This is a genomic window from Azotobacter salinestris, from assembly GCF_009363155.1.
In the GTDB taxonomy this organism is placed as follows: domain Bacteria; phylum Pseudomonadota; class Gammaproteobacteria; order Pseudomonadales; family Pseudomonadaceae; genus Azotobacter; species Azotobacter salinestris.
In genome coordinates this window covers 4,842,264-4,859,247 of sequence record NZ_CP045302.1, presented here as the reverse complement: position 1 = coordinate 4,859,247, position 16,984 = coordinate 4,842,264, and the positions used below count along the sequence as shown (strand labels likewise).

The following is a 16,984-nucleotide window of genomic DNA, read 5'->3' as shown; positions in this document are numbered from 1 at the left end:
CGAACGCCTGGCAGGTTACTTCCGGGTCAGAAGACCGGCATGCAATGAAACCTATCAGGCTGGTTGCAAAGCGCATGAGGTACCGCGATGAACGCATCCATGGCGAAGAGCAACCAGCTTGCAGCCTCTGCCATTGCCGGCCCGATCGACATCCCCAAGCCCCGCGATCACTCCGCTTCATAAACTTAAAGGTGATATTTGTTCACTTCTGCGGGCAGGAAGGAGACAATCTGCGCCGTTTTTCCATGGAGGAGCCACCATGCCCCAACCACAAACCGTGATGCAGATCACAGGCCGCAGCTTTGCACCGACCCACTTAAAGAATGCCACCCTGCTCGTCATCGATGCGCAGGAGGAGTATCGCAGTGGCATCCTGCGCCTGCCCGGGCTCGAGTCTGCGATTGCGGAAATCGCCAGCCTGCTGGCTGCCGCTCGTGCCGCGGGCACTCCGGTGGTGCATGTGAAACACCTCGGCATTCCCGGGGGCTTTCTCGATCCGCAGGGTACGCGTGGCCAGCTCATTCCGGAAGTCGCGCCGCTGCCGGGAGAAATCGTCGTGGAGAAGCGCCTGCCGAACGCCTTCTCCGGCACCAACCTGCATGACCAGTTGCAGGCGATCGGCCGTCTGGACCTGATCGTCTGTGGCTTCATGACCCATTCCAGCGTCAGCAGCACCGTGCGTGCAACCAAGGATTATGGATATCGCTGTACCCTGGTGGACCGCGCCTGTGCTACCCGCGACCTGCCGAGCCCGAATGGCACCATCAGTGCGGAGCAGGTCCACCGCATCGAGATCGCCAGCCTCGCCGACAACTTCGCGGCTGTAGTACCCGATGCAAAGGCGTTGCTCTAGCTCAGCCAGAACGCAGCGCTGCTAAAAGATATTCGATGCTCGGCGACAGACTGCACTGCCGGTTGCCGAGCCGGACCTGGGCCAAGACCTCAATGGGAGGAATCTCAATGAAGTCGCCTGACGAATCCAACCCCTCCAAGCCAAGCGCCAGCAGGCTGCGGATCAGCCGCTGGCATTTCGGGGCGGCGCTTGCAGCACTGGCCACGTCCTTAGGCATATTGTTCGCAATGGCTGGCATCGCCTCCCTGCTTGGCCGGGCTCCTTCTCCCGGCCCAGATATCGATGCCCCCGGCCTCCCCTTCGCCTCCGCCGCACTTCTCCTGATCCTCGGACTCCTGTTGCTGTGGACGGGCATCCGCGCCTGGCGCATCTGCCGGCGTGGGTTGCGTGCCGCACGGCATCCCGGCTCTGCCACTTTCCATCGGAAAAAGCACAAATGACGGCAGAGGGCATCCATTGGTTACACTAGAAGCCCCCCTCGCGGAGGCCAGCCCATGTCCGATGATGATTTTGCCCTGTTCCAATCTGCCGTTCACGGAGTCAAACCATTGCGCCAGGATAATCGTGCCGATACCGGCGTTCGACAGCGCGACTATCGGCAGATTGCCAACCGCCGCCAGGCAGCCATGAAACAGGTCGAGGCTCAGAAGGTCGACGGCCTGTCCGACCAGTTCGTTATCGATGTGGCTGCCGAAGACGATCTCCATTGGGCACGTGATGGCGTGCAGGAGGGTCAAATGCGCAAGCTCCGGGCCGGACAGATCGCCTTCGAGGGCAGCCTGGATCTGCATGGCATGACCGTGGAGAAAGCCCGCGAAACCCTCTGGAGCTTTCTTGCCGAAGCCCTCAAGTTGGAAGTGCGCTGCGTACGTGTCACCCATGGCAAGGCTGCTCGCCTGGATGGCAAGCGGCCCATGGTCAAGAGTCATGTCAATACCTGGCTGCGCCAGCATCCGCAGGTACTCGGTTTCACCTCCTGCCTGCCCCGCCATGGAGGCACTGGTGCCGTCTACGTCCTGCTCAAACGCACCATGCTTGAGGGACGCGACGAATAGCTGGATTCCCGCCAACGTGCTTGCAAGCCTCGTCGCCCCCCCCTAACCTGCATGCCCGTGTATTACATCAAAGAAGCTCTCGCAGGAATATCCATGTCCCTGGAACAGCAGTACACCGCGATTCTCGCCCACCTCGGCGAGGACGTTTCCCGTGAAGGCCTGATCGACACGCCCAAGCGCGCGGCCAAGGCCATGCAGTACCTCTGCCGCGGCTATCAACAGACTCTCGAGGAGGTTGTCAACGGCGCCCTGTTCAGCTCGGACAACAGCGAAATGGTGATGGTCAAGAATATCGAGCTGTATTCGCTCTGCGAGCACCACATGCTGCCGTTCATCGGCAAGGCGCACGTGGCCTATCTTCCCAACGGCAAGGTTCTAGGCTTGTCCAAGGTCGCCCGAATCGTGGACATGTATGCACGACGCCTGCAGATCCAGGAGAATCTCACTCGCCAGATCGCCGAAGCGGTGGAGCAGGTTACGGAAGCCTCGGGCGTCGGGGTGGTGATCGAGGCGCAACACATGTGCATGATGATGCGTGGAGTGGAAAAGCAAAACTCCACCATGGTCACTTCGGTCATGCTTGGTCACTTCCGCAGCAATGCGGCCACGCGCAGCGAATTTCTCAGTTTGATCAAGTGAAACAGCGAGTATGCCCTGGTCCGGCAGCGGCCGGGGCGTACTCTTGATGGGAAGGTGCCCAAGCACAGTTTGCCGCCCCTCAGGCGCCATCCTCGTCCGCGGCCGGCCAGACAGCCGCAGTTTGGGCTACCATATGGGCCCCGTTACACAACGAGATATACGCATGTCAGCCAATGGCCGGAACGATGTTCGTCTGATCAAGAAGTACCCAAACCGCCGTTTGTATGACACCCGCACCAGCAGTCATATCACGCTTGCCGATATTCGCCAGTTAGTGCTCACCGAAGAGCCCTTCCAGGTCGTCGATGCGAAAACCGGAGAGGACCTTACCCGCAATATCCTCTTACAAATCATCCAGGAAGCTGAAAGTGACGGCGAACCTATTTTCTCGAGCGAAATGCTCAAAGGGATCATTCGTTTCTATGGCCCCTTCCAGGGAGTACTCACCAGTTATCTGGAAAAAAGCATTCAAAGCGTTATAGACGTACAGACTCAGGCCGGAGTGCAGTCAACTCAAGCCTGGACAGACTTCATGCAGAGTCAGGCACCAATGATGCAGGACCTGATGCGCCAGTATGTCGAGCAATCCAAGAAGCTCTACCTGAACACTCAGAACATGTTCGGTATTTTCTCCGGTTTTGCCGGCAAGTCGGGTGGAAAAAAAGATGGCGATGAAGGCCAGGACTGACTTTCACCGCCGAAGGACTCAAGGAAGGTAGAAACTGTGGTGCAGCGGTCACCAATTGCCGTCAGGCAGTCTTCTTGCCGGAGGCTTGGGCAGTCGCCTGACCTGCAGCGTTGGCAGCCGCCTCGATGCCACTCGCAGTGATTTCGGATGCTTGCTTAGCTGCTCTCTGCGCGCTTTCGTAGACGTTGCCGGCCCCTTCGACGGCAGACTTGAATACGGATACGACCGGCTCGGCGCTGGCCGGGGCATTCTTGCAGATCTCTTCAACGATTTCCTGAGCCTGCTGGGTACCGATCTCAATCTGGCGCTCGGTCAACCTGGTGACCTCTGCTTGGAAACGGGAAATGAGATCGTAGGTTTGACGGCTGAAATCCACGAGACGCTCAGCCTGCTCGTTTGGCTTGAAGAAGGAGGCTTGCAGTTCCAAGAAAGCCTGCGGATCACGGACCGACATCATCTTGCGCAGGCTTTCAAAATTGTCATCAGCCGCAGCTCGTATGGTCTTGAACTGCAGCCGGGAAAGTTCTTCGGCACTCTCGAAGATCTTGCTGCTCAGTTGCTGTACGGCATCCAGATTGGATTTAGAAGCACTTTCCATTTTTTCCAGATCAAAAAATGACATGACGGTATCTCCTGCATAGTGACGGCCGGACCGGCCTGGCGCGCCGCTGCTGATAACTTCTTGGACTCAACGGGCAGAGCCATTGTTGCGCCGCAAAACAATTTCTGCAAGCATTTTTTGCATCGCAAAAAAATCTTGCAGCTCTTGGTTGAGCTGCCTGGAAGGCCAGGCTTTCTGTGCTAGATTAACTCTAAAGCCCATTAGAGCCCCCTTGCCACGGTGCGCTAAACATCATGAGAGCAGCTCTGCCAAAGCTTATTTTTTTGCATCGCACAATAACAACCCTGCACAGCGCGACTGCCCCCCCGGGCTTACAGGCTTGGTGCTTTACCCCCCAAATCAGCTATCCGTATGCAGCAACAGCATGGCCTTTTGGAGTATCTGCTCGGAGAAAGCTCCTATGAGCCCGGTACTGGCCTGGAGTCATGCCGAACCAACGCGAACATGCACGGAAGAAGCTGCTCTGCTCATGGAACCCCAGACGATAGGCAACCTCCTGCAGGCTGAAATGCGAATGCCGCAGGTACAGGTGGGCCTGCTCGCGCCGAGTCTCGTTCAAAAGGTCCTTGTACTGCGTGCCCTCCTTCTTCAAACAGCGTTGAAGAGTACGCTTGCTGACACAAAGCGCTCCAGCTATCTCCTCGATGGTCGGCTCGCCGTTGCTCAGCCGCTCCATGATCAGCTGCTGGACGCGCCAAGTACTCAGCTGTGAGTTCTGCTCATGCAGGCGCTGCTCGGCGAAACGTTCATGCATACTGGCCAAGGCTGCATCTGCCGTGCTCAGGGGAAAATCCAGCTGGGCTGCATCGAACAGGATGGAGTACCGGGAAGAATTGAATTGAATGGGGCACCGCAAAATACGATGATATTCTTTCGTATCAACCGGCTCTGGATGTATGTATTCGATACACAACGGCGCGAACCGTGCATTTCCGCATAACCAGCGGAGATAAGCGATCAAGGTGGCTGTGCCGATATCATAGAACTGGCGCGGTATACCTTTGCTACCACCATGGCGATCGCCACACAGTCGATAGGCACTACCCTCCTGACGAAGGGAAAAATCGACGCCATTGTCGATCAACGAGCAGTAACGGACAAAATGCTGCAGGGCACACTTCAGATCGGGACTCGACATCATCACATAGCCCATGACATCGTAAATCCCGGGCTTGACCAGCTCATAGGCCTTGAGGCCTATATCCGGGTTGCCGCTCTGCACCACAGCCCGGCTCAGGACTCTCGAAAGATCCTTGACCCGACACCCGCCCATGTCATTGAAAATTTCAGGGCTTAAATCCAGCTCATTAAGTAGATTTTCAATTTCCAAACCCTCTGCCCTAAGCGTCTCCTCGACGAGTCGTGCATAACTCACACTGACTGTAAACATATCCCTTTTCACGCTCTCTTCCATGGGCCAAGAAACCAAACGCATGTGGGGAAACCAATGCCTCAAGCATTCTAGTTCCCGTAGCAGATTTCGCTCCCGTGAAGCGAGCCGGGAGCCACACCTCATGCATCACATGCCTGAGAAACGTCCTCATCAAAACACATGCATCCGACGACAGGGTGACCGTTCATCACTCACCTCCGCCCCTATCCAGCCTGTCATCCATGATCGCACCAGCTGCATATCAGCCCTCCATCGCCTCCCCATTCTCACACCGGCAATACAAGATTTGTCATATCGCAGACAAAAAGTCACCGGGGAAATCCTCCGGAGGATGTCACCGATAGCCAGTACGATGTCACCAACGGGCACTAGCCCAAAGCCGCAGACACCTTGAGAATCTGTCCCTGCGAGTCACAACACGACCGACGCTGCGCAGCTTACGTGCTGCTTCTTACAGTCGTGAACTGCCAGGGTCTCCGACAATAAGGAAGGGAAATCTATGAGCAATCAACGAATTGCATTCGTCACGGGCGGCATGGGCGGAATCGGAACTGCAATCAGCCGGCGCCTCTACAAGGAAAACTTCACCGTGGTCGTCGGATGTACCCCACAGTCCAAGCGCAAGGATGGATGGCTCGCCGCCCAGCGCGATAGCGGCTTCAGCTTTGAGGTCTGCGAGCATGATGTAACCGATTGGGAAAGCACCCAGCGCGCCTTTGCCGAGCTGCGCGAACGCATCGGGAGCATCGATGTCCTGGTCAACAACGCCGGCATTACCCGTGATGCCAGCTTTCGCAAGCTCACCCCGGAAAACTGGCATGCCGTGATCAACACCAACCTCAACGGCATGTTCAATACCACCAAGCAAGTCGTCGAAGACATGCTCGGCAAGGGCTGGGGGCGCATCATCAACATTTCGTCGATCAACGGCCAACGCGGTCAGTTCGGTCAGACAAACTACTCGGCGGCCAAAGCCGGCATTCATGGCTTCACCATGGCCCTGGCTCGCGAAGTGGCCAACAAGGGCGTAACCGTCAACACCATCTCCCCCGGCTACATCCTCACCGAAATGACCGGCGCCATGCGACCGGAAGTTCTTGAGCAGATCGCTGCCGGCATCCCGGTCGGCCGTCTCGGCCAGCCCGAGGAAATCGCCAGCATGGTTGCCTGGCTAGCCTCCGAAGAAGCGGCCTATGCCACCGGTGCCGACTTCTCCATCAACGGCGGTCTGAACATGCAATGACGTCATTCGGGAAGCTGCTAGGCTTTCCGATCAGCCCCCCTATTCATTTGAGGTAGTTTCTTCATGAAAGAGGTTGTAATCGTCGCTGCAACCCGAACTGCAGTAGGCAGCTTCCAAGGGTCCTTGGCGAACATTCCTGCTGCAGAACTGGGCGCCGCTGTAATTCGTCGTCTGCTCGAACAGACCAAGCTGGATGGCAGCCAAGTCGATGAGGTCATCCTGGGTCAGGTACTCACTGCTGGCGTAGGTCAGAATCCGGCCCGCCAAGCCGTGATCAAGGCAGGTTTGCCTCATACCGTTCCTGCCATGACGCTGAACAAGGTCTGCGGTTCCGGCCTCAAGGCCCTGCACTTGGCTACTCAAGCCATTCGCTGTGGCGATGCTGACGTGATCATCGCAGGTGGCCAGGAGAACATGAGCCTTTCTCCCTATGTTCTTCCGGGGGCCCGCACCGGCTTGCGCATGGGACATGCCAACCTGGTCGACAGCATGGTCCAGGACGGTCTGTGGGATGCCTTCAATAACTACCACATGGGTATCACTGCGGAGAATCTCGTCGAAAAATTCGGCATTTCCCGGGAAGAACAGGATGCGTTCGCCGCCGCCTCTCAGCAGAAGGCAGTAGCAGCCATCGAGGCCGGCCACTTCCGGAGCCAGATCACCCCGATATCAATTCCCCAACGCAAGGGAGACCCGATCGTTTTCGACACCGACGAACAGCCGCGTGCCGAAACCACCCTCGAAGCCCTGAGCAAACTCAAGCCGGCCTTCAAGAAAGACGGAACCGTCACTGCAGGTAACGCCTCCAGTATCAACGACGGAGCTGCCGCCGTGCTGTTGATGAGCGCCGAAAAAGCCCAAGCGCTCGGCTTGCCGGTTCTGGCTCGTATCAAGGCCTATGCCAGTGCAGCTGTCGACCCTGCCATCATGGGCATCGGTCCGGTTTCAGCTACTCGTCGCTGCTTGGAAAAAGCAGGTTGGAGCTTGGATGAGCTGGATCTGATCGAAGCGAATGAAGCCTTCGCAGCTCAATCCCTGAGCGTGGGCAAAGAACTGGGTTGGGATGCCGGCAAAGTCAATGTGAATGGTGGTGCCATTGCTATCGGCCACCCGATAGGAGCTTCCGGCTGCCGCATTCTGGTCAGCTTGGTGCATGAAATGATTAGGCGCGATGTCAAGAAAGGCTTGGCAACCCTCTGTATCGGTGGCGGACAGGGTGTAGCCCTCGCAGTGGAGCGTTGAGTCCTGACAACTTAAACCAGTTCGACTAGTAGCATGGATACGGATGAATACCTCACTGAGTCATCCGTATCCGTGCGCTGCCAACTGACATCCTGAATTGACGATTCGCTCCGAGAAGCAAATGGTTATGGCAACGAGCGACTGGGCTGAAGCAGTCAACGTCCTCTTCAGGATGCCAGTCTGCCATTGGCAACGGACCAGGATCCTGTCCAGTCCGTGAATTCGCACGCTTTTCAGGATAAACGTCATGGATCAAGCCCCCTCCTTTGCAAGTTTCTGGTCTGCCCAGACGCCCTTCGTAGCCAATTTTGCCCTGCAGCAGTTACGTCTTTGGGTGAACGCCTCACCATGGTTTGCCGATACGGACAATGCAAGGTGGTTCGAAATTCCGGCAGAACGCCTACGCCAGATGCAAGTTGATTATCAGCATGAATGGTACCAACTCGGCTTGCAGCTTCTTTCGAGAAAACCGTTCAGCTTTACGGATAAGCGTTTTGCCAGCGACAACTGGAGCTCTCCCCTGTTTGGCTCATTGGCTGCCTATTATCTGCTCAATTCCCGCTATATGATGGAGCTTCTCGAAGAGCTTCAGATAAACGACGAGAAGCCCCGGCAACGTCTCTACTATCTGGTGGAGCAGGCTATTGCCGCCAGTGCACCAAGCAATTTCTTTGCCAGCAACCCAGATGCCTTGGAGGCCTTGGTAAAAAGCAACGGTGTCAGCCTATTCAACGGCATGCTGCATCTGGCAAGTGACTTAAAGGAAGGCAAGCTGCGACAGTGCGATAGTGGCGACTTCCAGGTAGGACGAGATGTGGCGACTACCCCAGGTGACGTTGTATTCGAGAATGATCTATTCCAACTCATCCAGTACCGGCCACTCAGCGAAAAGCAGTACCAGCGCCCGCTGCTTATCGTGCCTCCCTCGATCAACAAGTACTACATTCTCGACCTGCGTCCCGAGAATTCTCTGGTTCGCTATGCCCTTGAACAAGGCCATCAGGTATTTTTGATTTCTTGGCGCAATTTCGATGCAAGCTGCGCCGGTAAGACTTGGGACGACTTCATTCAGGATGCCATACTCAAAGCTATCACGATCACTCGAGCCATCAGTGGAGGACAGCAGCTCAATTGCGTCGGCTTCTGCATAGGGGGAACCCTACTGAGCACTGCTCTTGCTGTACTTGAAGCTCAGGGTGACAAGGACGCCATCAGCAGCCTGACCTTGCTGGCCACCTTCCTCGACTACTCCGACACCGGGGTCATCAACGTTTTCGTCGACGAGCATCTCGTCACTCAGCGAGAGCGCACCATTGGTGGCAAAGGAGGTCCGGTTGGTCTGTTCCGCGGCCAAGACATGGGCAATACGTTTTCCCTGCTACGTCCAAACGAATTGTGGTGGAACTACACCGTAGACAAATATCTCAAGGGACAAAAGCCACGGACGCTGGATATGTTGTTCTGGAACAATGACAGCACAAACCTTCCCGGCCCCATGTACTGCTGGTATCTACGACATACCTATCTGCAGAACGACCTCAAATCCGGTGAGTTGGAGTGCTGTGGCGTGAGACTGGATCTGAGCAAGATCAAGGCCCCTACTTACCTACTTGGCACTCAAGACGACCATATCGTCCCTTGGCGCAGCGCCTACAGCACCAGTAATCTATTTTCCGGAAAAACTCGTTTTGTATTGGGTGCTTCAGGCCATATTGCCGGAGTCATCAACCCGCCGGCCCAGAATAAACGACATTACTGGACCAATGAACAGACACCAGCCGATCCGGATGCCTGGATGGAGTCTGCCGAGAAAAAGCCCGGCAGTTGGTGGAACGATTGGTTCGCTTGGCTTGCCCAGCACGCAGGCGAGCAACGTCCAGCAGTGAAACAGAGCGGCAATCGCGAGTATCAGGTTATAGAGGCAGCGCCGGGTCGTTATGTGAGAGGTTGAGCAATTCCCCTGGCTCTCGGGATGATCTCTTGAAAAATCACTAGATCACAACCTTCTGCATCAAGAAATCTAAAGCTAAAATGCCCATGTCGAATGATATGGGCATTTTTGCTTTTCTCATGAGCTCTTTCTTGGACGCGGAGTACTTTTCCGACGCTATCAAGCAATGTCAAAAGCGCTCGATATCGGCTGCCGACTGGAGCTGGCGGCGATAGGCTGCAAAATCCTGCTGACCACTGCGCGAGGCCAAAAAGCGTCGATATATGCTTTTTTCCTCTTCGGACAAGCTATCTTCCGGCTCGCCGATTCCAGTCAGACGAATCAGCACATAATTACCATTCGGCAAGGTCACTCCGGTAAAGGCAGGCTTATCCGCATCGGCAGGCTTGGGCATACGAAACACTGCCTGCAGGATGACCGGATCAATTCCGTCCTGGTTACGTGCCGCCGCCTCCACTACCTGCCAGCCCTCATTATGCCGGGCTTGCTCAACAGGCGTATGCCCTTGCCGGAGCTCGCCGAGGAGTGCCTCTCCTCTCGTCTTGACATCATCAGCCGCACGCTTCCTCAACAGCTGCTCCCGAATGCTATCGGCCACCTGCTCGAGCGGAACCTGCTCAGGCTTTTTATGTTCTTTTACTCGCAGAACGACGACTGTGTCCGGGTCCAATTCGATAGCACTGCTGTTATTGCCTTGCTCAAGCACTTCGGAACTGAATGCAGCCTGAATGACCTGTCGATTTGCAGTCAGTCCCTCACCGCCTTCACGGCCGAAAGGAGCACTGGTTTTTAACTGAAGTCCAAGTTCCTGGGCTGGCTGGACAAGATCCGATGCCTCGAAGGCCGCATTTTCCAGCTCGCGAGCAGCCTCCACGAACGCCTGTTCGACCTGCTCTGACTTGAGGTCACGACCCAGTTTCTCCTTCAGAGTATCGAAGCTGGGAGTATCGGGTGCTTGCACATCGAGCAACTTGATCAGGTGCCATCCGAATTCGCTGCGAACCGGAGAACTTACCTCCCCTTTATTCAAGGAATACAGTACCTGCTCGAAAGCTGGATCGTAAACGCCAGGCCCTGCATAGCCTAGGTCACCGCCTTTATCTGCTGAGCCAGGATCCTGGGAGAACTCCTTGGCCAGAGCGGCAAAATCCTCTCCCTTATCGATACGAGTCTTGAGTTCCTCCAGCTTGGCCTTTGCCTGCTCGTCACTCAGCTCCTCATTCACCTCGAGGAGAACGTGCGCGGCTTGACGTTGCTCCGCAAGGTTGGCAATTTCCCGCTGATAAAGTGCGTGTAAATCATCGCTCTTGACTTCCACTTGATCGAAGAAGGTATCTCGCTTCAATTCGATATACTCCACCACGACCTGCTCAGGAGTCATATAGCGGCTGGTATGCTCCTCATAATAGGTCCGCACCGCCTCATCCTCGACTGTCACCTGTGCCGGATCGGCAGGTAATGTCATGGTGGAGAAATCTCGCGTCTGCTGCTCCAAGCGAGCAAAGGCCTCGACCTCACGATCCGTCACAAAGCCACTACCTGCCAGACCGGCGCGCAAATGACCGATCAGCATTTCCTGTTCCAGCATTTGTCGGAACTGCAAGCGGCTGTAGCCCATCCGAGCAATGACCTGATCGAATTTGTTCGCGTCGAACTTGCCATCCACCTGGAATTCAGGAGTTTGCAGAATCAGCTGATCCAGAGCGCTTTGGGAGAAGGCAAAACCTGCCGCCTCGGCTCCCTGCAGCAACAGCGCGCGCTCTATCAGGCCGTTGAGTGCCGCATTGCGCAGCAACCCCTCGTTCAATTGCGAAGCATCAAAGTCCTTGCCAAGCTGCTGAAGCAATTGGCGGCGCTGCATCTCTACCTCCCGGTTCAGTTCAACCAGGCTGATCTTCGCACCATTGACCTCTGCTGCATTCTGACTGTTGCTTGTGCTAGTGAGAATCGCGTCAAAGCCGGTCAAGGCTAGTAATACGACGATGACACCGATAATGGTCTTGGCAATCCACCCCTGTGAATTGTCCCTGATGTTCTGCAGCATGCATCCCCCAGAAATGGCCGCGAGAAGCCATTTGGTACTGGTAGAGTCTGAATATAAAAAAGGCGCATCTCTTCGGATGCGCCTTTTCATGACTGGTGGAGCAGGCAGGCTTCGAACCCGCGGCTCCCGACGCGACAGGCCGGCACATCAATCGGCCGAGCCTTCCACGCCGAGATCAAGACCAGGCAGTTCCTGGTCCGGACGAGCCCTATGCTCGCAAGACGCTCAGTTGACTGCGTCTTTCAAGGCCTTGCCAGCCTTGAAGCCAGGGATCTTGGCAGCCTCGATGTTGATCGGCTTGCCGGTCTGCGGATTGCGACCAGTGCGAGCAGCGCGCTCCTTGACAGCAAAAGTACCAAAACCAACCAGCACCACGGAATCACCAGCCTTCAGGGCGCCAGTGACAGACTCAATGACTGCGTCCAGCGCTCGGCCAGCAACAGCTTTCGGGATATCAGCAGATGCAGCAATCGCATCAATCAATTCCGACTTGTTCACTCTAGGTCCCCTTATTTCATTTGGGTTATTTCTTGATCTTGGTGCAGGCAAAACGGGTGCTGGATGGTTTGCCAACACGAAAAGAGCCGCTTTATATCAAGCGCTCGAAAAAGATGTCAAGGAAAGCCCCCACTGATTAGTGCGTACTGATTCTCTCCTTGGGATCAGCCTCGCGCTTCTCATCCTTTGCGACCATCTCGGGAGCCGCGTCAGGCAAGGGCTCCGGGGCGTATTGCAGCGCAATCTGCAGGACCTCGTCAATCCATTTTACCGGCTTGATTTGCAAGTCCTGTTTAATGTTCTCAGGAATATCTTTTAAATCCCGGACGTTCTCTTCAGGAATGATAACAATCTTGATACCTCCCCGATGCGCTGCCAGAAGTTTCTCTTTCAACCCACCAATGGCCAATACTTGACCACGCAATGTTATTTCCCCAGTCATCGCCACATCGGCCCTCACGGGGATTTGCGTCAGCGCAGAAACCAAGGCAGTGCACATCCCCACACCAGCGCTAGGGCCATCCTTGGGTGTAGCCCCTTCCGGCATATGGATATGAATGTCACGCTTCTCATGAAAATCCAGCGGGATGCCAAGACTCTTTGCCCGACTGCGCACCACGGTCAATGCTGCAGTGATGGACTCGACCATGACATCACCAAGCGATCCGGTTTTGATCAGTTGCCCCTTGCCTGGCACAACGGCCGACTCGATCGTCAACAGTTCGCCGCCGACCTGGGTCCAAGCCAGTCCCGTGACCTGGCCGATCTGATCCTGCTGCTCCGCCAAGCCATAGCGATATTTGCGAACGCCCAGGAAATGCTCTAGCGAGTCGGCTGTTACCGTGACCTTGAAATGCTTTTCCTTGGCATTTTCCTTGACTACTTTACGACAGACTTTGGCAATCTGCCGCTCAAGGCTGCGAACACCCGCCTCACGGGTGTAGTAACGGATCATGTCGCGAATTGCCGTCTCCTCGAACTCCAGTTCCCCCTTTTTCAGCCCATTGGCTTGGGTTTGCTTGGGGGCCAGATACTTGACGACGATGTTGACTTTCTCGTCTTCGGTATATCCAGGAAGACGAATCACTTCCATGCGGTCCAGGAGCGGCGCCGGAATGTTCATTGAGTTGGCAGTACAGACGAACATCACATCCGAAAGGTCATAGTCAACCTCCAGATAATGATCATTGAAATTGTGATTTTGCTCCGGATCGAGTACCTCCAGCAGCGCAGAGGCAGGATCTCCTCGCATATCGCTACCCATCTTGTCGATCTCGTCGAGAAGGAACAAGGGATTTCGAACCCCCACCTTGGTCATCTTCTGGATCAGCCGTCCAGGCATCGAACCAATATAGGTACGACGGTGACCGCGTATTTCAGCCTCATCGCGCACACCACCCAGTGCCATGCGCACAAATTTGCGATTGGTAGCCCGTGCGATGGATTCAGCCAAGGAGGTCTTACCGACTCCCGGCGGCCCGACCAGGCAGAGTACAGGCCCCTTGAGCTTCTTCACGCGCTTCTGCACAGCGAGATATTCGAGGATGCGCTCCTTGACCTCCTCCAATCCGTAATGATCCGTATCGAGAATAGCCTCGGCCTTGGAGAGATCCAGGCGAACCTTGCTCTCGGCCTTCCAAGGTACATTGACCAGCCAATCAATATAGGAGCGAACGACAGTGGCTTCGGCAGACATCGGAGACATCTGCTTGAGCTTGTTCAGCTCGGCCTGTGCCTTGGCCAGAGCCTCTTTCGTCAATCCAGCAGCCTCGATGCGCTGCTTCAGATCGTCGATTTCATTGTGCCCCTCGTCAATATCACCGAGCTCCTTCTGAATGGCCTTCATTTGCTCATTCAGATAGTACTCACGCTGGCTGCGCTCCATCTGCTTCTTCACTCGACCACGGATACGCTTCTCGACCTGCAATAGATCGATTTCGGCATCCAGAAGCGCCAAGACATGCTCGACGCGAGCTGAAAGGTCGGCGATCTCCAGAATCTCCTGCTTCTGCTCGAGCTTGAGAGCCATGTGTGCAGCCATGGTGTCGACCAGACGACCCGGCTCATCAATGCTGTTCAATGACGACAGGACCTCAGCAGGCACTTTTTTGCCCAGTTGGACGTACTGCTCGAACTGGCTGAGCAGGCTACGAATGAAGACTTCTCCCTCCCGCTCGGCGACCGGTGCCTCCTCGACCAGGAACAGCTGTGCCCGGCTGTGCCCATCGGCATCAATGAAGCGCTCGATGGCCCCACGCTGCTCTCCTTCGACCAGAACCTTGACGGTGCCATCGGGAAGCTTCAGCAGTTGCAGGACCGTTGCAACGGTGCCAACTCGATAGAGCGACTCCTCTCCCGGGTCATCATCTGCCGGATTCTTCTGGGCCAACAAGAGGATTTGCTTGTCCCCACTCATTGCGGACTCAAGGGCTTCGATGGACTTTTCGCGCCCCACGAACAGCGGGATTACCATGTGCGGATATACGACGACATCGCGCAGCGGTAGAAGAGGTAATTCGATCATATTCATGATTTAGGCTCTACGTGGGCTCAGGACCGGAGAGTGACGGACGCACCCTGATTTCTAAGATGAGGGTAGCCCCAGGAAAAAACAAGCACTGCAGTGGAAATGCAAAGGGGCCCGCAGGCCCCTTTCCGGATCAAGCATCAGGTGCAGCCTTGGCAGGCGGCTCCACGTTTTCATAGATCAGCAGAGGCTTGGAAGCACCAGCGATGACACTCTCATCGATAACCACCTTGCTGACACCGGACTGCGAGGGTATCTCGTACATGGTATCCAGCAGGACGCCCTCGAGAATGGAACGCAATCCACGAGCCCCGGTCTTTCGCTCGAGCGCGCGCAAGGCAACGGCCCGCAATGCATCAGGGCGGAACTCAAGCTCTACCCCTTCCATTTCGAACAGCTTGCCATACTGCTTGGTCAACGCGTTCTTGGGCTCCGTGAGGATCTGCACCAAAGCTGCCTCGTCCAACTCATCAAGTGTAGCAATGACAGGCAGGCGTCCCACAAATTCCGGAATCAGGCCGAACTTGACCAGATCGTCTGGCTCCACATCACGTAGAGCCTCACCGATTTTCTTGCCGATATCCGGACTTCGCACCTCGGCATTAAAGCCGATGCCACCCTTCGTCGACCGGTTCTGGATTACCTTCTCCAAACCGGAGAAGGCGCCACCGCAAATAAAGAGAATATTGCGGGTATCCACCTGCAGGAACTCCTGCTGTGGATGCTTACGCCCACCCTGCGGCGGAACGGAGGCCACCGTTCCTTCGATCAGCTTGAGCAGGGCCTGCTGGACGCCTTCTCCCGACACATCTCGCGTAATCGATGGGTTGTCGGATTTGCGCGAAATCTTGTCGATTTCGTCAATATAGACGATGCCCATCTGGGCCTTTTCGACGTCGTAATCGCACTTCTGCAGCAGCTTCTGGATGATGTTCTCGACATCCTCGCCGACATACCCCGCCTCGGTCAGGGTGGTCGCATCAGCAATCGTAAAGGGAACGTTCAACAGACGGGCCAGGGTCTCAGCCAGCAAGGTCTTGCCGGAGCCAGTCGGGCCGATCAACAGGATATTGCTCTTGCCCAGCTCGACATCGTCCTTCTTGTCACGCTGATTCAGGCGCTTGTAGTGGTTGTACACAGCCACAGCCAAGACCTTCTTGGCACGCTCCTGACCAATGACATACTGGTCGAGAATGGTACTGATTTCCTTGGGTGCGGGTAGCTTATGCGCACTACTTTCGGCCTGGGCTTCTTGCACTTCCTCTCGGATAATGTCGTTGCACAGGTCGACGCACTCGTCACAAATAAAGACCGAGGGCCCGGCAATCAGCTTACGCACCTCATGCTGGCTCTTGCCGCAGAAGGAGCAGTAAAGCAGTTTGCCATTGTCCTCGCCGTTACGGGTGTCAGTCATTCGATCAATCCAATCCGGTAGGCTTGCAACACAAGATGAAGGCAAATGCGGGCATTTTCAAGCCCAAGGGCAGCCTCAATTTCAGGCTGCCCCGATATGGGCTCAACCCACCAGCTGACGATGCACGAGTACCTGATCGATGAGGCGATACTTGACCGCTTCCTCACCACTCATGAAATTGTCACGATCCGTGTCACGGGCAATCACATCGATAGGCTGACCCGTGTGATGCGCCAGAATCTTGTTCAAGCGCTCACGAATGGTAAGGATCTCCCGGGCATGGATCTCGATGTCCGAGGCCTGCCCTTGGAACCCCCCCAGAGGCTGGTGAATCATCATCCGCGAATGCGGCAGGCAGTAGCGCTTTCCAGCAGCACCACCAGCTAACAGCAAGGCGCCCATGCTACAGGCCTGACCAATACAAATGGTGGAAACGTCAGGCTTGATAAACTGCATGGTGTCGTAGATGGACATGCCTGCCGTCACGGAGCCACCAGGCGAATTGATGTAGAGATGGATATCCTTGTCTGGATTCTCAGCCTCAAGGAACAACAATTGAGCAACAATCAAGTTCGCCATGTAGTCTTCCACTTGGCCAACCATGAATATCACCCGTTCCTTCAAGAGGCGCGAATAAATATCGTAAGCACGCTCACCGCGCGCGGACTGCTCGATCACCATAGGCACCAAGCCACCAGCGGCCTGGATTTCAGGCATTTGCATGAAATGATTGGTCATGTCCTGATTGCTCCCTAATGGTCAGGTCTTGAAATGCAAATAAGCCAGCACGAAGGCTGGCTTATGGATGTACTCAC

General features: G+C 55.6%; 15 protein-coding genes. 7 read left to right on the top strand and 8 right to left on the bottom strand.

Annotation, left to right across the window (positions count from 1 at the left end):
• Positions 1-259: 259 nt before the first annotated feature.
• A complete protein-coding gene (locus tag GCU53_RS23100; RefSeq protein WP_152389660.1) occupies positions 260-853 on the top strand; it encodes a cysteine hydrolase family protein in 594 nt (197 codons plus the stop codon).
• A gap of 1 nt (position 854) precedes the next feature.
• Here GCU53_RS23100 and GCU53_RS25600 read toward each other — a convergent pair whose 3' ends face one another.
• Entirely contained in the window at positions 855-1,091 is a 237-nt protein-coding gene (locus GCU53_RS25600) for a hypothetical protein (protein WP_167520006.1), read from the bottom strand.
• 256 nt (positions 1,092-1,347) lie between these two features.
• Here GCU53_RS25600 and GCU53_RS23090 point away from each other — a divergent pair, with 256 nt between their 5' ends.
• The 3 genes from GCU53_RS23090 (at position 1,348) to phaR (ending at position 3,235) form a co-directional block, all read left to right on the top strand.
• Positions 1,348-1,908: a Smr/MutS family protein gene (locus GCU53_RS23090; RefSeq protein ID WP_152389659.1), complete on the top strand. Its 561-nt coding sequence runs from the start codon at positions 1,348-1,350 to the stop codon at positions 1,906-1,908.
• 93 nt (positions 1,909-2,001) lie between these two features.
• Positions 2,002-2,547, top strand: coding sequence for a GTP cyclohydrolase I FolE (gene folE, locus GCU53_RS23085; RefSeq protein WP_152389658.1), 546 nt, complete (start codon positions 2,002-2,004; stop codon positions 2,545-2,547).
• Positions 2,548-2,710: 163 nt separating this feature from the next.
• Positions 2,711-3,235, top strand: a complete 525-nt coding sequence (gene phaR, locus GCU53_RS23080; protein WP_152389657.1) for a polyhydroxyalkanoate synthesis repressor PhaR — start codon at positions 2,711-2,713, stop codon at positions 3,233-3,235.
• 61 nt (positions 3,236-3,296) lie between these two features.
• On the opposite strand, the gene GCU53_RS23075 is transcribed toward phaR, so the two are convergent.
• Positions 3,297-3,857 (bottom strand): phasin family protein, encoded by a 561-nt coding sequence (locus tag GCU53_RS23075; protein WP_152389656.1) that lies wholly within the window; start codon positions 3,855-3,857, stop codon positions 3,297-3,299.
• Positions 3,858-4,200: 343 nt separating this feature from the next.
• A complete protein-coding gene (locus tag GCU53_RS23070; RefSeq protein ID WP_244306943.1) occupies positions 4,201-5,271 on the bottom strand; it encodes an AraC family transcriptional regulator in 1,071 nt (356 codons plus the stop codon).
• 478 nt (positions 5,272-5,749) lie between these two features.
• Here GCU53_RS23070 and phbB point away from each other — a divergent pair, with 478 nt between their 5' ends.
• The 3 genes from phbB (at position 5,750) to phaC (ending at position 9,686) form a co-directional block, all read left to right on the top strand.
• Positions 5,750-6,493 carry an acetoacetyl-CoA reductase gene (phbB, locus tag GCU53_RS23065; protein WP_152389655.1) on the top strand — a complete coding sequence of 248 codons (744 nt, stop codon included), beginning with the start codon at positions 5,750-5,752 and terminating at the stop codon, positions 6,491-6,493.
• Between the two features lie 63 nt (positions 6,494-6,556).
• The gene (locus GCU53_RS23060) at positions 6,557-7,735 is read left to right on the top strand and encodes an acetyl-CoA C-acetyltransferase (RefSeq protein WP_152389654.1); all 1,179 of its coding nucleotides are present in this window, start codon (positions 6,557-6,559) and stop codon (positions 7,733-7,735) included.
• 247 nt (positions 7,736-7,982) lie between these two features.
• Entirely contained in the window at positions 7,983-9,686 is a 1,704-nt protein-coding gene (gene phaC, locus GCU53_RS23055; RefSeq protein WP_152389653.1) for a class I poly(R)-hydroxyalkanoic acid synthase, read from the top strand.
• Positions 9,687-9,855: 169 nt separating this feature from the next.
• On the opposite strand, the gene GCU53_RS23050 is transcribed toward phaC, so the two are convergent.
• The 5 genes from GCU53_RS23050 to clpP form a co-directional block, all read right to left on the bottom strand.
• Positions 9,856-11,730: a SurA N-terminal domain-containing protein gene (locus tag GCU53_RS23050; protein ID WP_152389652.1), complete on the bottom strand. Its 1,875-nt coding sequence runs from the start codon at positions 11,728-11,730 to the stop codon at positions 9,856-9,858.
• A gap of 225 nt (positions 11,731-11,955) precedes the next feature.
• Positions 11,956-12,228, bottom strand: a complete 273-nt coding sequence (gene hupB, locus GCU53_RS23045; protein ID WP_012700946.1) for a nucleoid-associated protein HU-beta — start codon at positions 12,226-12,228, stop codon at positions 11,956-11,958.
• Positions 12,229-12,364: 136 nt separating this feature from the next.
• Entirely contained in the window at positions 12,365-14,758 is a 2,394-nt protein-coding gene (gene lon / locus GCU53_RS23040) for an endopeptidase La (protein ID WP_425278159.1), read from the bottom strand.
• 130 nt (positions 14,759-14,888) lie between these two features.
• Entirely contained in the window at positions 14,889-16,169 is a 1,281-nt protein-coding gene (clpX, locus tag GCU53_RS23035; protein WP_152389650.1) for an ATP-dependent Clp protease ATP-binding subunit ClpX, read from the bottom strand.
• A gap of 102 nt (positions 16,170-16,271) precedes the next feature.
• Positions 16,272-16,892, bottom strand: a complete 621-nt coding sequence (gene clpP, locus GCU53_RS23030; RefSeq protein ID WP_152390031.1) for an ATP-dependent Clp endopeptidase proteolytic subunit ClpP — start codon at positions 16,890-16,892, stop codon at positions 16,272-16,274.
• Between the last annotated feature and the right edge of the window lie 92 nt (positions 16,893-16,984).